This window comes from Streptomyces sp. NPDC048442 (genome assembly GCF_040651475.1).
Classification (GTDB): Bacteria; Actinomycetota; Actinomycetes; order Streptomycetales; family Streptomycetaceae; genus Streptomyces.
On sequence record NZ_JBEZKB010000038.1, the window covers coordinates 1 to 16513 of the forward strand.

The 16513-nt window shown below is 70.8% G+C and carries 19 protein-coding genes and 2 pseudogenes; 14 read left to right on the top strand and 7 right to left on the bottom strand.

Going from position 1 to position 16513, the window contains the following annotated elements; translation table 11 throughout:
• On the top strand, positions 1–207 hold a 207-nt coding region (locus AB0D18_RS36730; RefSeq protein ID WP_362429067.1), incomplete at its 5' end, for a hypothetical protein.
• Between the two features lie 483 nt (positions 208–690).
• Here the strand turns inward: AB0D18_RS36730 and AB0D18_RS36735 are convergent.
• Positions 691–1179 (bottom strand): hypothetical protein, encoded by a 489-nt coding sequence (locus tag AB0D18_RS36735; protein ID WP_362429069.1) that lies wholly within the window; start codon positions 1177–1179, stop codon positions 691–693.
• Between the two features lie 39 nt (positions 1180–1218).
• Between AB0D18_RS36735 and AB0D18_RS36740 the strand changes: the two genes are divergently transcribed.
• Together AB0D18_RS36740 and AB0D18_RS36745 are read left to right on the top strand one after the other, a co-directional pair.
• The gene (locus AB0D18_RS36740; protein WP_362429072.1) at positions 1219–1431 is read left to right on the top strand and encodes a hypothetical protein; all 213 of its coding nucleotides are present in this window, start codon (positions 1219–1221) and stop codon (positions 1429–1431) included.
• A 145-nt stretch (positions 1432–1576) separates the two neighbouring features.
• A complete protein-coding gene (locus tag AB0D18_RS36745) occupies positions 1577–2653 on the top strand; it encodes a hypothetical protein (RefSeq protein WP_362429075.1) in 1077 nt (358 codons plus the stop codon).
• Between the two features lie 119 nt (positions 2654–2772).
• On the opposite strand, the gene AB0D18_RS36750 is transcribed toward AB0D18_RS36745, so the two are convergent.
• The 3 genes and pseudogenes from AB0D18_RS36750 to AB0D18_RS36760 all read right to left on the bottom strand — a co-directional run.
• The gene (locus tag AB0D18_RS36750; RefSeq protein WP_362429078.1) at positions 2773–3156 is read right to left on the bottom strand and encodes a barstar family protein; all 384 of its coding nucleotides are present in this window, start codon (positions 3154–3156) and stop codon (positions 2773–2775) included.
• 177 nt (positions 3157–3333) lie between these two features.
• Positions 3334–3988: pseudogene (locus AB0D18_RS36755) on the bottom strand (IS630 family transposase); the annotation flags it as partial.
• A 50-nt stretch (positions 3989–4038) separates the two neighbouring features.
• Positions 4039–4503: pseudogene (locus AB0D18_RS36760) on the bottom strand (IS5 family transposase); the annotation flags it as partial.
• A gap of 80 nt (positions 4504–4583) precedes the next feature.
• Between AB0D18_RS36760 and AB0D18_RS36765 the strand changes: the two are divergent.
• Positions 4584–5225: a hypothetical protein gene (locus AB0D18_RS36765; RefSeq protein WP_362429081.1), complete on the top strand. Its 642-nt coding sequence runs from the start codon at positions 4584–4586 to the stop codon at positions 5223–5225.
• A gap of 189 nt (positions 5226–5414) precedes the next feature.
• Here AB0D18_RS36765 and AB0D18_RS36770 read toward each other — a convergent pair whose 3' ends face one another.
• Together AB0D18_RS36770 and AB0D18_RS36775 are read right to left on the bottom strand one after the other, a co-directional pair.
• Positions 5415–5732, bottom strand: a complete 318-nt coding sequence (locus AB0D18_RS36770; protein WP_362429084.1) for a hypothetical protein — start codon at positions 5730–5732, stop codon at positions 5415–5417.
• Positions 5729–6130: a hypothetical protein gene (locus tag AB0D18_RS36775; protein ID WP_362429087.1), complete on the bottom strand. Its 402-nt coding sequence runs from the start codon at positions 6128–6130 to the stop codon at positions 5729–5731. The genes AB0D18_RS36770 and AB0D18_RS36775 overlap by 4 nt, the downstream gene beginning before the upstream one ends.
• Before the next feature lie 79 nt (positions 6131–6209).
• Here AB0D18_RS36775 and AB0D18_RS36780 point away from each other — a divergent pair, with 79 nt between their 5' ends.
• Positions 6210–6731, top strand: a complete 522-nt coding sequence (locus tag AB0D18_RS36780; RefSeq protein ID WP_362429090.1) for a hypothetical protein — start codon at positions 6210–6212, stop codon at positions 6729–6731.
• Between the two features lie 141 nt (positions 6732–6872).
• Here AB0D18_RS36780 and AB0D18_RS36785 read toward each other — a convergent pair whose 3' ends face one another.
• Entirely contained in the window at positions 6873–7916 is a 1044-nt protein-coding gene (locus AB0D18_RS36785; RefSeq protein ID WP_362429093.1) for a LysR substrate-binding domain-containing protein, read from the bottom strand.
• Positions 7917–8158: 242 nt separating this feature from the next.
• Here AB0D18_RS36785 and AB0D18_RS36790 point away from each other — a divergent pair, with 242 nt between their 5' ends.
• Genes AB0D18_RS36790 through kynU form a run of 9 tightly spaced genes read left to right on the top strand, consistent with a single transcriptional unit; the run spans position 8159 to position 16415 of the window.
• Entirely contained in the window at positions 8159–9586 is a 1428-nt protein-coding gene (locus AB0D18_RS36790; protein WP_362429096.1) for a 2-hydroxymuconic semialdehyde dehydrogenase, read from the top strand.
• The gene (locus AB0D18_RS36795; protein WP_362429099.1) at positions 9583–10443 is read left to right on the top strand and encodes a fumarylacetoacetate hydrolase family protein; all 861 of its coding nucleotides are present in this window, start codon (positions 9583–9585) and stop codon (positions 10441–10443) included. Before AB0D18_RS36790 ends, AB0D18_RS36795 begins: the two co-directional genes overlap by 4 nt.
• A complete protein-coding gene (locus AB0D18_RS36800) occupies positions 10440–11228 on the top strand; it encodes a fumarylacetoacetate hydrolase family protein (RefSeq protein WP_362429102.1) in 789 nt (262 codons plus the stop codon). The genes AB0D18_RS36795 and AB0D18_RS36800 overlap by 4 nt, the downstream gene beginning before the upstream one ends.
• Positions 11225–11653 carry a RidA family protein gene (locus tag AB0D18_RS36805; RefSeq protein ID WP_362429104.1) on the top strand — a complete coding sequence of 143 codons (429 nt, stop codon included), beginning with the start codon at positions 11225–11227 and terminating at the stop codon, positions 11651–11653. The genes AB0D18_RS36800 and AB0D18_RS36805 overlap by 4 nt, the downstream gene beginning before the upstream one ends.
• Entirely contained in the window at positions 11650–12219 is a 570-nt protein-coding gene (locus tag AB0D18_RS36810) for a 3-hydroxyanthranilate 3,4-dioxygenase (RefSeq protein WP_362429107.1), read from the top strand. Before AB0D18_RS36805 ends, AB0D18_RS36810 begins: the two co-directional genes overlap by 4 nt.
• Positions 12216–13238, top strand: a complete 1023-nt coding sequence (locus tag AB0D18_RS36815) for an amidohydrolase family protein (protein ID WP_362429110.1) — start codon at positions 12216–12218, stop codon at positions 13236–13238. Before AB0D18_RS36810 ends, AB0D18_RS36815 begins: the two co-directional genes overlap by 4 nt.
• On the top strand, positions 13235–14149 hold the full coding sequence (locus AB0D18_RS36820; RefSeq protein WP_362429113.1) for an acetaldehyde dehydrogenase (acetylating): 915 nt from the start codon (positions 13235–13237) through the stop codon (positions 14147–14149). The genes AB0D18_RS36815 and AB0D18_RS36820 overlap by 4 nt, the downstream gene beginning before the upstream one ends.
• Positions 14146–15186 (top strand): 4-hydroxy-2-oxovalerate aldolase, encoded by a 1041-nt coding sequence (dmpG, locus tag AB0D18_RS36825; protein WP_362429115.1) that lies wholly within the window; start codon positions 14146–14148, stop codon positions 15184–15186. The genes AB0D18_RS36820 and dmpG overlap by 4 nt, the downstream gene beginning before the upstream one ends.
• Positions 15180–16415 (top strand): kynureninase, encoded by a 1236-nt coding sequence (kynU, locus tag AB0D18_RS36830; RefSeq protein ID WP_362429118.1) that lies wholly within the window; start codon positions 15180–15182, stop codon positions 16413–16415. Before dmpG ends, kynU begins: the two co-directional genes overlap by 7 nt.
• Positions 16416–16513 lie beyond the last annotated feature (98 nt).

Here is a 16513-nt window from a genome sequence, read left to right on the forward strand (position 1 = left end):
CGCAAACGTGTCCCCGTCGAAAGACGCGGGCTCATCTGCCCCGACTGCCGGGACCTCCGCGGCCGGCGCGTCTCCATGTACCTCGTCCAGCGTGACGGCGTATTGCTTGCCTCCCACTACCGGAAACCCGGGGAGAAGCCCATCAGCCACGAATCCGACGAGCACCTCGCCCGCAAGGAACGCGTCGCGAAAGACTCCGATGGCTAGGGCGGTCGCCAACGGCCCCGCCGAGGCGAGCCGAATCGGCCCCACCGCCGGGGGCGTTCGGGAGCACTGAGGGGTTGTGGCGAGGCGAAGTGGCCCCACTCTGGGCCTTGCGGTGCAACGGTGGTTGTGGTCCGCTGAGGGTGGGTGCTGCGCGGTCAGCAGGCCAGCGGTCCCTGCGAGGCTGGTCCGCCACCGATGCCCGCCTGATTCCGCTGCGCCCCGCCCAGGGCAGCCACTGCCCGAACAAGGTCAGCGCCGCCGGGCTGGTCATCGACGCGGCGCTGCGGGCCGACCCTGACCCCCACCCCGTGGCCCACTGGTGGCACCTGCTCACCCCCCCCGCCAGCAGACCGACCTCGCCACCTCCGCGGTCCTGGCCGCCACCGCTGTCCACCGCCAGCACCGGCTTGCCCCGCTCAAGGCTGCCCTGCGCGGCGCCGCCCTGCGCCTGGCCACCCGTAGCCCTCGCGAGGACGACTTCACTCACCTCCTGGCCATCGACCAGACGCTCTCGCCGCGAAGAAGGACACCCGGCGCCTGGCCACCGCCCTGGCCTCCGCTGCCGTCACCCTCTCCGCCGCTGACGACACCCAACTGCCGCTGCCCGCCCCGGGCCTGGAGGTACCCGCAGCCCCCGGCGAGCTCGATGGCCACACCTGGACGCTGGCCCCCGACCCCCATCCCGGCGGATGCCGCGCGCTGATCGACGGCACGCCGGTCGGCACCCTCGCCCCCGAGCACCGGGCCGGGCAGGCCACCGGGAAATGGAACGCCGCCCACCGCCGCCGCCCCCTCGCCCCGGCCTCCGGCCGCGCCCACCCCAACACGGATGCCGCCGTCCACGCCATCGCCGCCGAGGCCGCCCACACACCGCTGCCGCCGCTCGACGCCCCGTGCTGGGACGACCTTCCGGCGCGGCTCAAGACCAAGCTGTTCGGTGCCATCCGCGATGTCCGGGCCGGGCGCGCCCACCTGGAGCGCCTCCAACCCTCCGCGTACCGCAAGGAGGTCATGGGAGCCCTCGCCGGGGCCCAGCGCAGCGCCTCGGGCCGGACCTCGCCGGAACACCTCGCCGTGCTCCTCGACGTGCCGCGCCAGGACCTCGGTCCCGCGAGGAGCGCCCGCTGCGACGCGGCGCACAGCGCCTTCCAGCAGATCCGCAGCGAGTACATTGCCCCATCCTTCCCCACCACCATTGAGGAGCCCTCGCCCGCGGGTACATGAGCCGGGCCCGCGGCGGCGGGAGTATCACCGCTGTTGCCCGATGCGCTGGCGAGGACGCCGAGCGCAGCCGGAGCTGACGAGGTGTTTAGGGTTGCTTCAGACGCAACGGGAGTTGCGAGGAACCACAGGAACCACGGGGGTTGCAGTGCAGCGCGCAGAACGCCGGATCACGACCATCGCCGGAGCAGGTCTCATCGCCCTGCTTCTGAGCGGCTGCGGAGGTTCAGGCCCGGCCGGCGACAACAGCAGAGGCGACAAGCCGAAGGCGGACAAGGCCGCGTCCGCCGGCACCCCGCTGGAGCTCGACACCGCCGTACGGCAGGCGAAGTACACCGACAGCGGCCAGAAGGCATTCGACCTGAAGGTCGCACCCGCTGCCCTCAAGCGCGGAACGGCCGCCGACCTTGCGAACGTCCGGCTCGACGACGAGATGAAGGGGATGGTGCCGTACTACCTGACCGTGTCCGTCGCCAACACCGGCACGGCTCTCGTCGACGGAAGCAGCGCCGCGGGCCGGTTCGCCCTCGCGCTCGCCGACGGCACGCGCGGTCAGAAGGTGTCGTTCTTCAGCGGCGGCCTGGGCAAGGCCGGTACCGGCCCGCTGGATACGTGCATCGGCACCAAGGCGCCGGGCAGTCTGGCCGCAGGCAAGACCGCCACGGAGTGCCAGGTCGTCATGCTCTCCAAGGACGCCAAGCCCTCCACGGTCTCCTACAAAGACGACTCCGGCACGCAGACCTGGAAGGTCAAGGGCGGTGACAGCGCGGGCGGCGGCATCCTGCCCGCCGGACAGCCCGCCAAGGTGACGTGGAAGGACGACGACAAGGACATCCCGCTCACCGTTACGCCGAAGAGCGTGCACAAGGTCGGCCCCGAAGCACTCTCCCGCTACGACCTCGACGCCGGACAGAAGAACGCCAACCTGTACTTCGTCACGTTCGAGTACCGCAACGGCGGAACAACCGAGCTGTATCCGGGCATGGACAAGGCGGTAGACCTTTACACCGAGGCTGGCCAGCTGGTGCAGAAGATGACCCTGCTCGACTTCAGCAGCAACGGACCCAAGGGATGTGAGTCCTCCGTCCCCGACGGCATGGTCCAGCCCGGCAAGACCGTCCAGCAGTGCGGTGTCTACGTCGTCGGCAAGGGCGACAAGCCCGTCACCGTCACCTTCACGCCCACCACCAAGGGAGCCAAGTCCCTGACCTGGAAGGCTTCCTGACACACGATCACAACCCAGCGTTCCGGGCTCTGGACTGGTGGTGTGGGGCAGCGGTCCCGACCAGGCGAGAGGAGCCGCCGCCCAGCGCAGTCTGCCGGATCGGTGACCTGTTTGCCTGGCTAACGAAGACACAGGCCCCCCGGAAGTTCCTCTTCAATGATCTCGACCAGCCAGTCGAAGGCGGTCGGGCCACGCCCAGCGCGGGCTTCTGCAAGCCTGGTGCCCATGTGGGCCGTGTGCGTCGGATGACAGCGGGCGAGCCACATCTCGAGCTGACGAGCAGTCTCGTGGTATCCGAGGTTCTGGCGGGAGGCTTCGTGATCACGCCACTCGATCATGAAGTCGCCGTCGTCCGGTGTCCCGAAGCCGCCGCGGAGACAGTCAGCGAAGGCGTCAAGATTTCGGCCGAAGTATCCGCCACAGCCGATGCTTTCGCCTGCGACCCGCCAGAAGTCCTCCAGCGTCTCGACCTGGCTGCCGTCCAACACGTATCTCACCGTCACAGCTCGCAGACTACGTCCGGTCCGGCGACCTGCCTATTCGTTTTGAACCCGTGCTGTTCAGGCAGCACCTCGCACGGGTTCGCCGGAACATGTGCGCTTTGCCGAAGGACTCGTTGGAGGCGAGGGCGACGCTGTTCTTCTCGCGGCGGGCCAGTGTCCTGCGCCGGAGATCCGTTGGCAGAAACGGGCGAGTGAGTCGAGGATCTCTTCGGCCGTCTTGGTCCAGGTGAACGGGCTCGGATTCTCGTTCCACTGCTTGACCCAGGCGCGAATGTCCGCTTCCAGGGAACGCACGCTCTTGTGTGCGCCGCGGCGGATCTTCTGGTCTGCGAGAAAGCCGAACCAACGTTCCACCTGGTTGATCCAGGAGGAGCCGGTGGGTGTGAAGTGCAGGTGGAACCGCGGGTGTTTGGCCAGCCACGCCTTGATGGCGGGGGTCTTGTGGGTGCCGCAGTTGTCGCAGATCAAGTGGACCTGCAGATGCTCAGGCACCTCATTCTCGATCTCGATGAGGAACTTCTTGAACTCCGCCGCCCGAAGCTGGCGGTGCAGTGAGGTGATGACTTCACCGGTCGCGACGTCGAAGGCCGCGAACAAGGTGGTCAGACCGTTGCGGACGTAGTCATGTGTGCGGCGCTCGGGCATGCCCGGCATCATCGGCAACACCGGCTGGGAACGGTCCAGGGTCTGGATTTGGGACTTCTCGTCCACCGACAACACCACCGCACCTTCGGGCGGGTTGAAGTACAGGCGCACCACGTCGTAGACCTTCTCCACGAAGAACGGGTGTGTCGCTCAGGTGTGGCTTGAGTTGGAACTTCTGCCAGATCCGTTCATTCATGTCGGCAGCTACTGGTGGCAGCTGGTCAGCGAGCGAAGCTGTCAACGAGTGATGAGGCAGCAGGCGAGTTTGAGGAAGGCTCCATGGACGTCGGCCCGCCGTTCCCAACAGATGCGGAGCCGTTTGAACCCGTGCAGCCAGGCGAAAGTCCGTTCCACGACCCAGCGGTAGGTGCCCAGGCCACTGCCGTGAGGGGTGCTGCGGCGGGCGATGGCCGGCGCGATCCCCCGCGCGTGGACCTTCGCACGGTAGATGTCGTGGTCGTATCCGCGGTCGGCGAAGAGCGAGTCCGGTGTACGACGCGGATGGCCAACTCGGCCCCGGACCCAGGGGATCGCGTCGACGAGAGGCATGAGCTGCGCGACGTCGTTGCGGTGACCGCCGGTCAGGAGGACGGCAAGAGGAGTCCCGTGGCCGTCGGTAATCAGATGATGCTTGGAACCTGCCCGGCTGGCTTTGTTGATGACAAGGGGTTCTGGTCCAACTTCCGTGGAGCGGTGACGTTCAGTGTTGGTGAACAGATCTGCGATGGTGCTGTGCCACCACGACCGACGGGGTGTCGGTGGGACCGTTGATAATGCCGGTCATGGCAGATCGCAGTCCGGTGCTCCGGATCATCACCTCAGCCGCGCGAGACTCTCTGAAACCGCTCGGCCTGGCTCAGCGCGGACGGTCGCGCCTGTGGATTGATGATCACGGATGGTGGCTCGGGGTTGTGGAGTTCACCCCGCCGCGGATTGCCGGCAGCGGCCTGTACGTCGGTGCAATGTGGTTGTGGCACGACGTAGACCACCTGGCTTTCCACATGGACGCAGTCCGAGTGGGATCCGAGCTGTTTCGCACCGAGGGCCAGTTCACGCCGCTGGCACTCGAGCTCAGTCGGCAGGCGGCCTCGAACGTGACCGCGCTGAGGGAAAAGTTCTCAGCTCTGCCGGACGTCGCCCGGTATCTGACGTCCAGGCCGGTGCGGCGGGGATTCCTCTGGGACAGCTTCGACTCTGGGATCGCTGCCGCTCTGGTTGGGGACGCGGACACGGCCCGCGATCACTTCGAACGAGTCCTTCGGGAAGACGCGCTGGCCCCGTGGATGGTCGAAGCCCAGGAGAAAGCGCGTGATCTTCACTCGATCGCGGAAGATCGCGACGCCGTGATCGCCTGGGTCACACGGGCCGTCGACTCCTGCCGGAGCAAGCTGGGACTGGATCCAGTGCCGTTTGCGATCAGCTGAACGGATCAGCTCGTCGAGCGACAGAGCGGTCAGGCAAGGAGGACTCGCTTCCGCAGCAGGCCGAATCCGGCCCGGCCATACATCTGGCACTTGATCCGCCGGACATAGCTCAGGATGAGGGCCCGGGCTCGGACAACGCAGCATCGAAAGGCTCCTCACGGCATGCGTGTCGTGTCCACCTACGGGGAACTACCGCCAGGTGAGCCGGTCGTCGCGCAGGGATTCCAGATCCTCGGGGGTCTGACTACTCGCCCACAGCGACAGTCCGGTCTCCTCGTTGCCGAGGACCGAGACAATCAGGCCCGGACCTACGTAGAAGAGCTCGCCTTCCTCGACGCTCTGCGAGAACGCCGCGAGCGGGGCTTCATGAAGTCGGTCGAGCACGGAAGCGGACTCCTCCACCGTGACGAGCCCGGTTTTCGTGTGGCACGGGAGTTGCGATTTGGTGCCGCACAGTACGTACTGCAGCAGGAAGCGGCCGAGGGGTTCGGCTTCGACGGTGCTCACGGTGTGGTCGGGGAAGTAGGCGTCTTCGAGGTGCCAGACGCGAGGGTCGGGCTGGCCGGTGAGGGGCCAGCCAGTGCCCAGTTGCGGGCACCTGAGTGCGAGGAGGCGAAGACCAGACGGTTGGGGTGGGTCTCCAGGACCTTCGGCGGCAGGATCAGGGGATCGCCGAACGCGCGAAGCGTGGGATGTCGGCGGACCAGCCGGTCGAGTGCGGTCAGTGCCGGCGGGAGGTGGTCCTGCGTGTACGTCCCTGAGTTCTCGGGCACCGTCGTGGACGGCTCCGTGGCCTGATGCCAGTCGTGGACGAACAGGCCCAGAGCGTGAATTGGATCTGCGGCCAGCTGGGTGACCCATTCCGGCGCCGCCCCAGCGGGCGACGTGTTCTTCCTGTTGATCATGCACGGCCCACAGACATTCACGGCGGTCGTGCCGGTCGGTCTCCCCGGGTGTTTCATGAGACACCGGCAAGTCTGGAGAATGACGGCTACCGGTGCCTGGCGTTCCTGCGCGCAGGGACGGTGCTGCTCCAGTCCCGGCGTGGTGCGTCCCTCCTGCCTGCCTTCCCGGAATTCGCAGCGGCTGCCGCTGACCTCCCACCTGGTCGTCTTCGATCTGTTGGAGGCGGACGGGGAGGTCCTTCTAACTCACCCATACCGGGAGCGCTGGGCGCGTTTGCAGGAACTGTTCTCCGCCGGTGTCCTCGGGCCACCCTGGACGTTGGTGGCCAGCACGGAAGACCGGGCGACCGTCGAAGAGTGGCTGGCCCCGGAATGGGGCAGCGTCGGCATCGAAGGCATCGTCGTCAAGCCAGGTACCGGCAGGTACCGCCCCGGACACCGAGGCGGATGGATCAAGGTTCGCGCATACGACTCCGCCGAAGGCATCATCGGGGGCGTCACCGGTCCTGTTGAGGCGCCTCTCTTTTCGGGCCAGCGGACCCGAAGCGCCTTCCGCAGGTCAAGGAACTCGCGCCATCGCTTGCGTTGCCGGATGCGGTAGTAGATTTTCCCGGTAGTCAGGTCGAGGGCGGCGAGCATGTGCATCACGCCGTCGTAGCGGGCAGCTCCCGGCGCGTCGGCCGTCACTGGTTCACCGGCCGTCGTACCAGTCCGGTGACGAGGACGGTGGCGCTGTCCGGGGCTACGGGTTCCCACCAGGTCGCGGTGTCGAGGAGTTATCGTACTGCCGCGGCTGGGGCTGGTGCGGCGAGGACTGGGGGCCTTTCCCGCTCGACGCAGTGTCGTGGGCGGCGCCCCGGTTCAACGTCCCGCGCAGCAGCGCCGCCTCCTCGTTCAGGTGGTGCAGCAGTGCCTGGAGCGCGGGGGTGCGGGTGCGATGGGCTGCCTCCGTCGTGCCCACCGTGCGTCCCACCGACGGCAGCTCCACCGGCAGCGCAGCCAAGCGTTCGTCGTCGCGCAGCACCAGCTCCGGCAGCAGGGCCACCATGTCCGTCTGGAGCAGCAGGGCCCGCATCGTCAGGATCGACGTGCACTCCACCCGGTCCGCCGGGAGCGCCAGGCCGCGCTCGACGAACAGTGCGCTCAACTCCTGTCGCAGCGCCGTCTGGTCGACCGGCAGGATCCAGGGGTACGTCAGTGTCCCGGTCAGGGACGCGGCCGGATCGGCGAGCAGCGGGTGGCCCGCCCGTACCGCCAGCATGATCCGCTCCCGGTACAGCATCCGCTGGTGCAGCCGCTCGCCCTCCTTCGGCGCCGGGCCCACCCGGCCCACGATCACGTCCAGCTCCCCGCCCAGCAGGGCCGGGTGGAGCACGTCGAGGGTCCCCTCGCGCACCACCACCGTCAGGCGCGGCCGCTCGCGCTTGAGCCGGGCCACCGCGCGCGGCAGCAGTACGTTGGCCCCGGCCAGCAGCGTGCCCACGGTGACCGTGCCCTCGTGGCCCTGGCGCAGCCCCTCCAGGTGCTCGCCCGCCCTGCGCACCTCGGTGATGACCGCCCGCGCGTGCCCGACCAGCGCCTCCCCGTACACCGTCGGGCGCATCCCGCGCGGCTCGCGCATGAACAGCGGCAGGTCCGCGATGGCCTCCAGCTCCCGCAGCGTGCGCGTGGCAGCGGGCTGCGTCAGGTGCAGCGACTCTGCCGCCCTGGCCACCCCGCCGTGCTGGACGATCGCGACCAGCAGCGTCAGGTGCCGGAACTTCAGTCGGCCGTCCAGGAGTTCCACCGCGAGCCGTCCCCTTCCGGTGTGCCGACGCGTTCGTTGCGGCCGGGTGGATGTCCCGTGCACCGCGTACGGCCGCGCCCTGACCCTGCCATACCCAGATCGACATGGGAACTGCGTCAACCGGCATTGGTTTGGCATGCCCGGGTGGGCGCATGATGCGTGCACGATCCAGGGCTCCGGAACCGAGAACGGGAACCGGCAGCGGAACCGAACGCCCCGGCCTGGCAAGGGAGGTCTGCAGGATGAGCACACCTGTGCGGCATTACGTGGGAGGCGGGTTCGACGCCTCCGGCGATCCGTTCCCGCTCGTCGACCCGGTCCGCGGGCGCACCGTCGGAGAAGTCCCCGCGGCTTCCGCCGAACTGGTCGACCGCGCTGTGAACTCCGCCCGGGACGCGCTGCGCGGGCCGTGGGGCGGGTGGAGCCCGGCCGAACGTTCCCGGGCGCTGCACCGCGTCGCCGACGGCATCGAGCTCCGCTTCGAGGAGTTCGTCGCCGCCGAGTGCGCCGACACCGGCAAGCCGCGGGAACTGGCCTCCGCCGTCGACATCCCGCGCGCGATCGCCAACTTCCGTTCCTATGCGGACCTGTTGGCGGGCCGCAGCGAACAGTCCTGGCACGCCGGGACCCCGGACGGGCGAGGCGCGCTCAACTACACCGTGCGCAAGCCGCTCGGGGTGGTCGCCGTCATCTCTCCCTGGAACCTGCCGCTGCTGCTGCTCACCTGGAAGGTCGCGCCCGCGCTGGCCACCGGCAACACGGTCGTCGCCAAGCCCTCCGAGCTGACCCCCAGCACCGCCTGCCTGCTCGCCGAGGTGACCGCCGAAGCGGGCCTGCCCGACGGTGTGTTCAACCTCGTGCACGGCGAGGGCGCCAACGCGGCAGGCCAGTGGCTCACGGAGCACCCGGGCGTCGACGCGATCGCCTTCACCGGCGAGTCCGGCACCGGCACCACCATCATGCGCGCAGCGGCGGACCGCCTCGCGCCGGTCTCCTTCGAACTGGGCGGCAAGAACGCCGGACTGGTCTTCGCCGACGCCGACCTGGACGAGGCGCTCGCGGGCACGGTCCGCTCGGCCTTCACCCACAGCGGCCAGGTCTGCCTGTGCACCGAGCGGCTGTACGTGGAGCGGCCGGTGTTCGACGGGTTCGCCGCCCGGCTCGCGGCCGAGGCCCGCAAGCTCGACGGGTACGGCCCGATGATCTCCGCCGCCCACCGCGACAAGGTCCTGGGCCATCTCACGAGGGCCGCCGCCGACGGCGAAGTCCTCGCGGGCGGCGGCGTGCCGCACTTCGGCGACGACCGCGACGAGGGCTTCTTCGTGGAGCCGACCGTGCTGGCCGGGCTGCCCGAGGACCACCCGGCGGTACGGGAGGAGATCTTCGGCCCGGTCGTGCACCTGGCCCCGTTCGACACCGAGGAGGAGGCCCTCGCACTCGCCAACGCGGGCCCGTACGGCCTGGCCGCCACCGTGTGGACCCGAGACCTCGCCCGCGCCCACCGCGTCGCGCCCGCCCTGGACGTGGGCATCGCCTGGGTCAACACCTGGAACCTGCGTGACCTGCGCACCCCGTTCGGCGGCGTGAAGGCCTCCGGCATCGGGCGCGAGGGCGGCGACCACTCGCTCGACTTCTTCTCCGAGCCGATGAATGTGTGCGTGAAGCTGTGAGGACCCCGACCACCGCGGCCACCGCGTCCACCGCGAACTCCCCTGCGACGGCAGCCGTACGGAGCGCCGCCGAGCGCCTCGACGGAGCGCGCCGCACCGGCGTCCCCTGCGCCCCCGTGCGCGACGTCCTGCCCACCGGCGACCTCGACCCCGCGTACGCCGTGCAGCGTCTGCTGACCGAGCGCCGCCTCGCCGAGGGCCGCCGCCTCACCGGCTGGAAGATCGGCCTGACCTCAGCCGCCGTACAGGCCCAACTCGGCGTCGACACACCAGACTTCGGCGCCCTGCTCGACGACACCGCGGTCCCCGACGGCGCCGACCTGCCCTGGGGCACGGTCCTCCAGCCCCGGGCGGAGGCCGAGGTCGCGCTCGTCCTGGAGCGCGACCTGGAGCACGAGCGGCACACCGTCGCCGACGTCATCCGGGCCACCGCGTTCGCCCTGCCCGCCATTGAGATCGTCGGCAGCCGCATCCACGACTGGGACATCACAGCCGTCGACACCATCGCCGACAACGCCTCCAGCGGCGCGTACGTCCTCGGCAACCGGCCCGTACCGCTCGGGCGCCTCGACCTGCGCACCGCCGGGACGGTCCTGGAGCGGCGCGGCGAACCGGTCTCCACCGGTGCGGGCGCCGCCTGCCTCGGCCACCCGCTGCACGCCGCCGTCTGGCTCGCCGACACGCTCGTACGCCTCGGGCACCCGCTGCGGGCCGGGGACACCGTGCTCACCGGCGCGCTCGGCCCCATGACCGCCGTCGCCCCCGGTGACGTGCTCGAAGCCCGCATCGACGGTCTCGGCTCGGTCCGCGCGGCCTTCGCCACCGGCACCGGCACCGACCAGGAGAGCGCCCGATGACCAGCACCGCCCTCGACCTCGACGCGATCGCCGAGCGCCTCGACACCGCCGCCCTCGACGCCCGCACCCTGCCCGGCGGCAGCACCGGACTGACCGCCACCGAGGACGCGTACGCCGTCCAACGGGCCCTGGTGGCCCGCAAGGTGGCGCGCGGCGAGCGGATCACCGGCTTCAAGCTCGGCTTCACCAGCCTCGCCAAGATGCGCCAGATGGGCGTCTCGGACCTGATCCACGGCCGCATCACCGACGTCATGGAGATCGCCGACGGCGGACGGTACGACGCGTCCGGGCTGATCCACCCGAGGGTGGAGCCCGAGGTCGCCTTCCTGCTCGGCGCGACGCTGCGCCCCGGCGGCGACCCGGCGGCCGCGGTCGCCGTTGTCGCGCCCGCCCTGGAGGTCATCGACTCCCGCTACGACGGCTTCACGTTCTCGCTGCCCGAGGTCGTCGCCGACAACACCTCCGCCGCCGGGTACGCCGTCGGCCCCTGGAGCGCCCCCGCCGACCTGGCCAACCTCGGCGTCCTGCTCGAACTCGACGGCCGCCTCGCCCAGTCCGGGTCCACCGCCGCGATCCTGGGCCACCCGCTGCGCGCCCTGGCCGCCGCCGCCCGGCTCGCCGGGGAGCTGCCCGCGGGGACCGTGGTCCTGGCGGGCGCGGCCACCGCCGCCGTACCGCTGCCGCCCGGCACCCACGTCCGTGCCACCGTCGCGGGCCTGGGCAGCGTCTCCTTCACCACCGACAGGACCGCGGACCCCGCCACCGACAAGGGGGTGACCGCGTGATCGTCCCCGGTGCCGCGAAGCCCCGCGGCCGTTTTCCCCATCTGCGCCGCTCGGGCGACCTCGTGTACGTCTCCGGCACCAGCTCCCGCAGGCCCGACGGCACCTTCGCCGGCGCGCGCGCCGACCCGATGGGCGTCACCGACCTCGACATCCGCGCCCAGACGCGCGCGGTCATCGAGAACATCGCCGGCCTGCTCGGCGCGGCCGGCGGCGGCCTCGGCGACCTGGTGTCCGTCACCACGTACCTCGTCAGCATGAACGACTTCGGGGGCTACAACGAGGTCTACGCGGAGTACTTCGACGAGACGGGCCCGGCTCGCACCACCGTCGCCGTCCACCAACTCCCGCACCCCCACCTGCTGATCGAGATCAGCGCCGTCGCCCACCTGCCGATCAGCGGCCCGAACCAGGAGCAGCCCGCATGACCATGCCCCCGTTCAACCTCCACGCCTGGATCGAGGAACACCGCCATCTGCTCAAGCCACCCGTCGGCAACGTCCAGATCTGGCAGGACGCCGACCTGATGGTGACCGTCGTGGGCGGCCCCAACCGGCGCACCGACTTCCACGACGACCCGATCGAGGAGTTCTTCTACCAGCTCAAGGGCGACATGGTGCTGCGCGTCATGGACGAGGAGGGCAGGCCGCCGCGCGACGTACACATCCGCGAGGGCGACGTCTTCCTGCTCCCGCCGCACGTGCGGCACTCGCCGCAGCGGCCCGAGGAGGGCAGCATCGGCATGGTCGTCGAGTTCGCCCGCCCGCAGGGCCAGGTCGACGCCTTCGAGTGGTACTGCATGGACTGCCACCACCTGGTGCACCGCAGCGAGGTGCAGCTCACCTCGATCGTCGACGACCTGCCGCCCGTCTTCCGGGCCTTCTACGGCGACGACGCGGCCCGCACCTGCGAGAACTGCGGCGCCGTGCATCCCGGCAAGGAGTGGCCCGAGGCGCTGCGCCCGCGGACCCGGCGGAACGGGGCGCGGGCATGACCGTCGTCGACATTCACGCGCACGTCTTCCCCGAGATCGGCCGCGCCGAGTCCCGGCTGCTCACCGGCGACGACGAGGGCCCCTGGCTGCGTACCTCCGACGGGCCCGACGCCGGGATGATGATGGCGGGCGCCCGCGAGTACCGGCCGGTGCGTCGCACCCTGTGGGACCCGGCGACCCGCGTCGCCGTCCTGGACCGGCTCGGCGTGGACATGCAGGTGCTGTCCAGCACGCCGCTGATGTTCGGCTACGGCCTGGAGGCCGAGCGGGCCGCCGACTGGTGCCGCACCGTCAACTCCCGCATCCTGGCGTACAGCGCGTACGCCCCCGACCGGCTCGCCCCGCTCTGCCAGGTGCCACTCCAGGACACCGAGGCTGCCTGCACCGTGCTCTCCGAGGCCATGCGCCAGGGCTTTCGCGGCGTGCACATCGGCAACCACATCGGCGACCGCGACCTCGACCACGGCGCGCTGCTCGAATTCCTCACGCACTGCGCCGAACAGGACGCGGCGGTCCTGGTCCACCCGTGGGACCTGCCCACCGGGCCGCGCTCCTCCCGCTACATGCTGGCCTGGCTGGCGGGCATGGCCGCCGAGACGCACCTGACGATCCTCTCGCTCATCCTGTCCGGCGCGTTCGAGACGCTGCCCGCCTCGCTGCGGCTGCTGTTCGCGCACGGCGGCGGCAGCTTCCCTTACCTCCTGGGCCGGGCCGACAACGCCTGGTACCAACGCGACCTGGTGCGCGCCGACAGCCCCAGGCCCCCGTCCGCGTACACCGAGCGCTTCTCGGTGGACTCGGCCGTCTTCGACCCGGGCGCCCTGCGCCTGCTCGTGGACGTGATGGGCGCGGAGCGCGTGCTGCTCGGCTCCGACCACCCCTTCCCGCTCGGCGAGGAGAAGATCGGCAGCCTGGTACGCGGCAGCGCACTGACCGACGACGAGAAGGCGGCCATCCTCGGCAACAACGCCGTCCGCTTCTTCGGCCTGCACCACCTGGTGAAGGAGGGTGCCCGATGAAGACCGCCGTCATCGGTTCCGGCAACATCGGCACCGACCTGCTCATCAAGATCATCCGTGGTCGGGGCGCGGTCACCGCCGCCGCGATGATCGGCATCGACCCCGAATCCGAAGGCCTGGCCCGCGCCCGCCGCCTGGGGGTGCCCACCAGCTCCGACGGCGTCCGCGGCCTGATCGCCATGGAGGGCTTCGCGGACATCGACCTCGTCTTCGACGCCACCTCCGCCGCCGCCCACCACGCCAACGCCGCCGCGCTCGCCCCGTACGGCAAGACGCTCATCGACCTGACCCCCGCAGCCGTCGGCCCCTACGTCGTCCCGCCCGTCAACCTCGGCGAACACCTGGACGCCACGAACCTCAACATGGTCACCTGCGGCGGCCAGGCCACCATCCCCGTCGTCGCCGCCGTCTCCCGCGTCACCCCCGTCCACTACGCCGAGATCGTCGCCTCCATCGCCTCGCGCTCGGCCGGACCCGGCACCCGCGCCAACATCGACGAGTTCACCGAGACCACCTCCCGCGCCCTGGAACAGGTCGGCGGCGCCACCCGCGGCAAGGCCATCATCGTCCTCAACCCGGCCGAGCCCCCCCTCCTCATGCGCGACACCGTGCACTGCGTCACCGACGACTGCGACACCGTCCAAGTGGCCGATTTCATACGGGAGATGACGGCCGCCGTCGCCGCGTACGTACCCGGCTACCGGCTCAAGCAGGAACCCCAGTTCCGCTCCCTGGCCGCGGACGACCCGCTCGTCGCCCTCTGTGGCGGCGGACGCCTGCTCGTCTCGGTCTACCTGGAGGTCGAGGGCGCGGCCCATTACCTGCCCGCCTACGCCGGCAACCTCGACATCATGACGTCCGCCGCGCTGCGCACCGCCGAGCGCCTGACCGAATGGAGCCAGGTCCGATGACCCGCGTCTACGTCCAGGACGTCACCCTGCGCGACGGCATGCACGCCGTCTCCCACCGGTACACCACCGAGCAGGTCCGCGCCATCGCCGCCGCCCTGGAGGCCGCGGGCGTCGACGCCGTCGAAGTCGCCCACGGCGACGGCCTGTCCGGGTCGTCCGTCACCTACGGGCCCGGCGCCCACACCGACTGGGAGTGGCTGGAGGCCGCCGCCGACGTCCTCGACCGGGCCCGGCTCACCACCCTGCTGCTGCCCGGCATCGGCACCGCCGGCGACCTGCGCCGCGCCCACGCGCTCGGCGTCACCTCCGTCCGCGTCGCCACCCACTGCACCGAGGCCGACATCTCCGCCCAGCACATCGGGCTCGCCCGCGAACTGGACATGGACGTCTCCGGCTTCCTGATGATGTCCCACCTCACCGAACCCGGCCGACTCGCCCAGCAGGCACGGCTGATGGAGTCCTACGGCGCGCACTGCGTGTACGTCACCGACTCCGGCGGCCGCCTCACCATGGACGGCGTACGCGACCGGGTCCGCGCCTACCGCGACGCCCTCGACCCCGCCACCGAGATCGGCATCCACGCCCACCACAACCTCGGCCTGGGCGTCGCCAACAGCATCGTCGCCGTCGAGGCCGGCGCCCTGCGCGTTGACGCCTCCCTGGCCGGGCAGGGCGCGGGCGCCGGCAATGCCCCGCTGGAACCCGTCGTCGCCGTGTTCGACCTGATGGGCTGGGAGCACGGCTGCGACCTGTTCCCCCTGATGGACGCCGCCGAAGCGCTCGTAAGACCCACTCAGGACCGGCCCGTACGCGTCGACCGGGAAACCCTCACCCTCGGCTACGCCGGGGTGTACTCCAGCTTCCTGCGCCACGCCGAGACCACCGCCGCCCGCCACGGACTCGACACCCGCGACCTGCTCGTCGAGGCAGGACGCCGCCGCCTCGTCGGCGGCCAGGAGGACCTGCTCACCGACATCGCGCTCGACCTGGGCCGCGACACCACCCCTTCGCGCACCGAGGACGTACCCGCATGCTGAACCAGCGCGCCGCAGAACTCGACGCCAACGACCCGCTCGCACACGTCCGCGCACGCTTCACCCTCCCCGAGGGCGTCACCTACCTCGACGGCAACTCCCTGGGCGCCCTGCCCGCCGCCGTCCCCGCCGCGGTCGAGGACGCCGTCCACCGCCAGTGGGGCACCGACCTCATCCGCTCCTGGAACAGCAACGGCTGGTGGGAGGCGCCCGTCCGCACCGGCGACGCCGTCGGCCGCCTCATCGGCGCCGCCCCCGGCCAGGTCGTCGCGGGCGACTCCACCAGCGTCCAGCTCTTCAACACGCTGGTCGCCGCCGCCCGGCTGCGCCCCGGCCGGCCCCTGCTGCTCACCGACCCGGACCACTTCCCCACCGACCAGTACATCGCCGACTCCGTCGGCCGCCTGCTCGGCCTGGAGGTCCGCCGCGTCCCCCTGCGCGAGGCCGCCGCCGTCCTGGCCGCCGAGGGCGATCAGGTCGCCGTCGCCGCGTACGCCCCCGTCGACTACCGCACCGGCGAGCTGTACGACATGGCCGCCCTGACCTCCGCCGCCCACGCCGCGGGAGCCCTCGCCCACTGGGACCTGTGCCACGCGGCCGGTGCGCTGCCCGTCCAACTCGACGCGATCGAGGCCGACTTCGCGGTGGGCTGCGGCTACAAGTACCTCTCCGGCGGCCCGGGCGCCCCCGCCTTCGCGTACGTCGCCCACCGCCACCAGCAGGACTTCGACCATCCGGTCACCGGCTGGCACGGGCACGCCGCGCCGTTCTCCATGTCCGGCGGCTACACGCCCGCGCCCGACATCACCCGCGCCCGCATCGGCACCCCGCCGCTGCTGTCGCTGGTTGCCCTGGAGGCCGCGCTCACCGCGTACGACGGCGTGGACATGGCCGACGTACGCACCAAGAGCCTCTCCCTGACCCGCTTCTTCCAGGAGTGCGCCGACGCACTCCTGGACGGGCACGGCTTCACCATGGCCACCCCGCGCGAGGACGAGCGCCGCGGCAGCCAGGTCGCCCTGCGCCACCCGGAGGCGTACCCGCTGGTCGCCGGGCTCACCGCGCGCGGCGTCATCGGCGACATGCGCGCCCCCGACCTGCTGCGCTTCGGCTTCAACGCGCTCTACCTCACGCACGCCGACGTGCTGCACGCCGTCGGGGAGCTGCGCGACATCGTCACCACGAAGGCCCACCACGCGCCCGAGCACCAGGCCCGCCCGACCGTCACCTGACGCGTCCGGGCCCCGTTCCGACGGGATCCCCGGCCGGTCCGGCCCCTTAAGGACCGGCGCTCCGTCATCCGTAAGCGCACTTTCGCCCCGTCATCCGT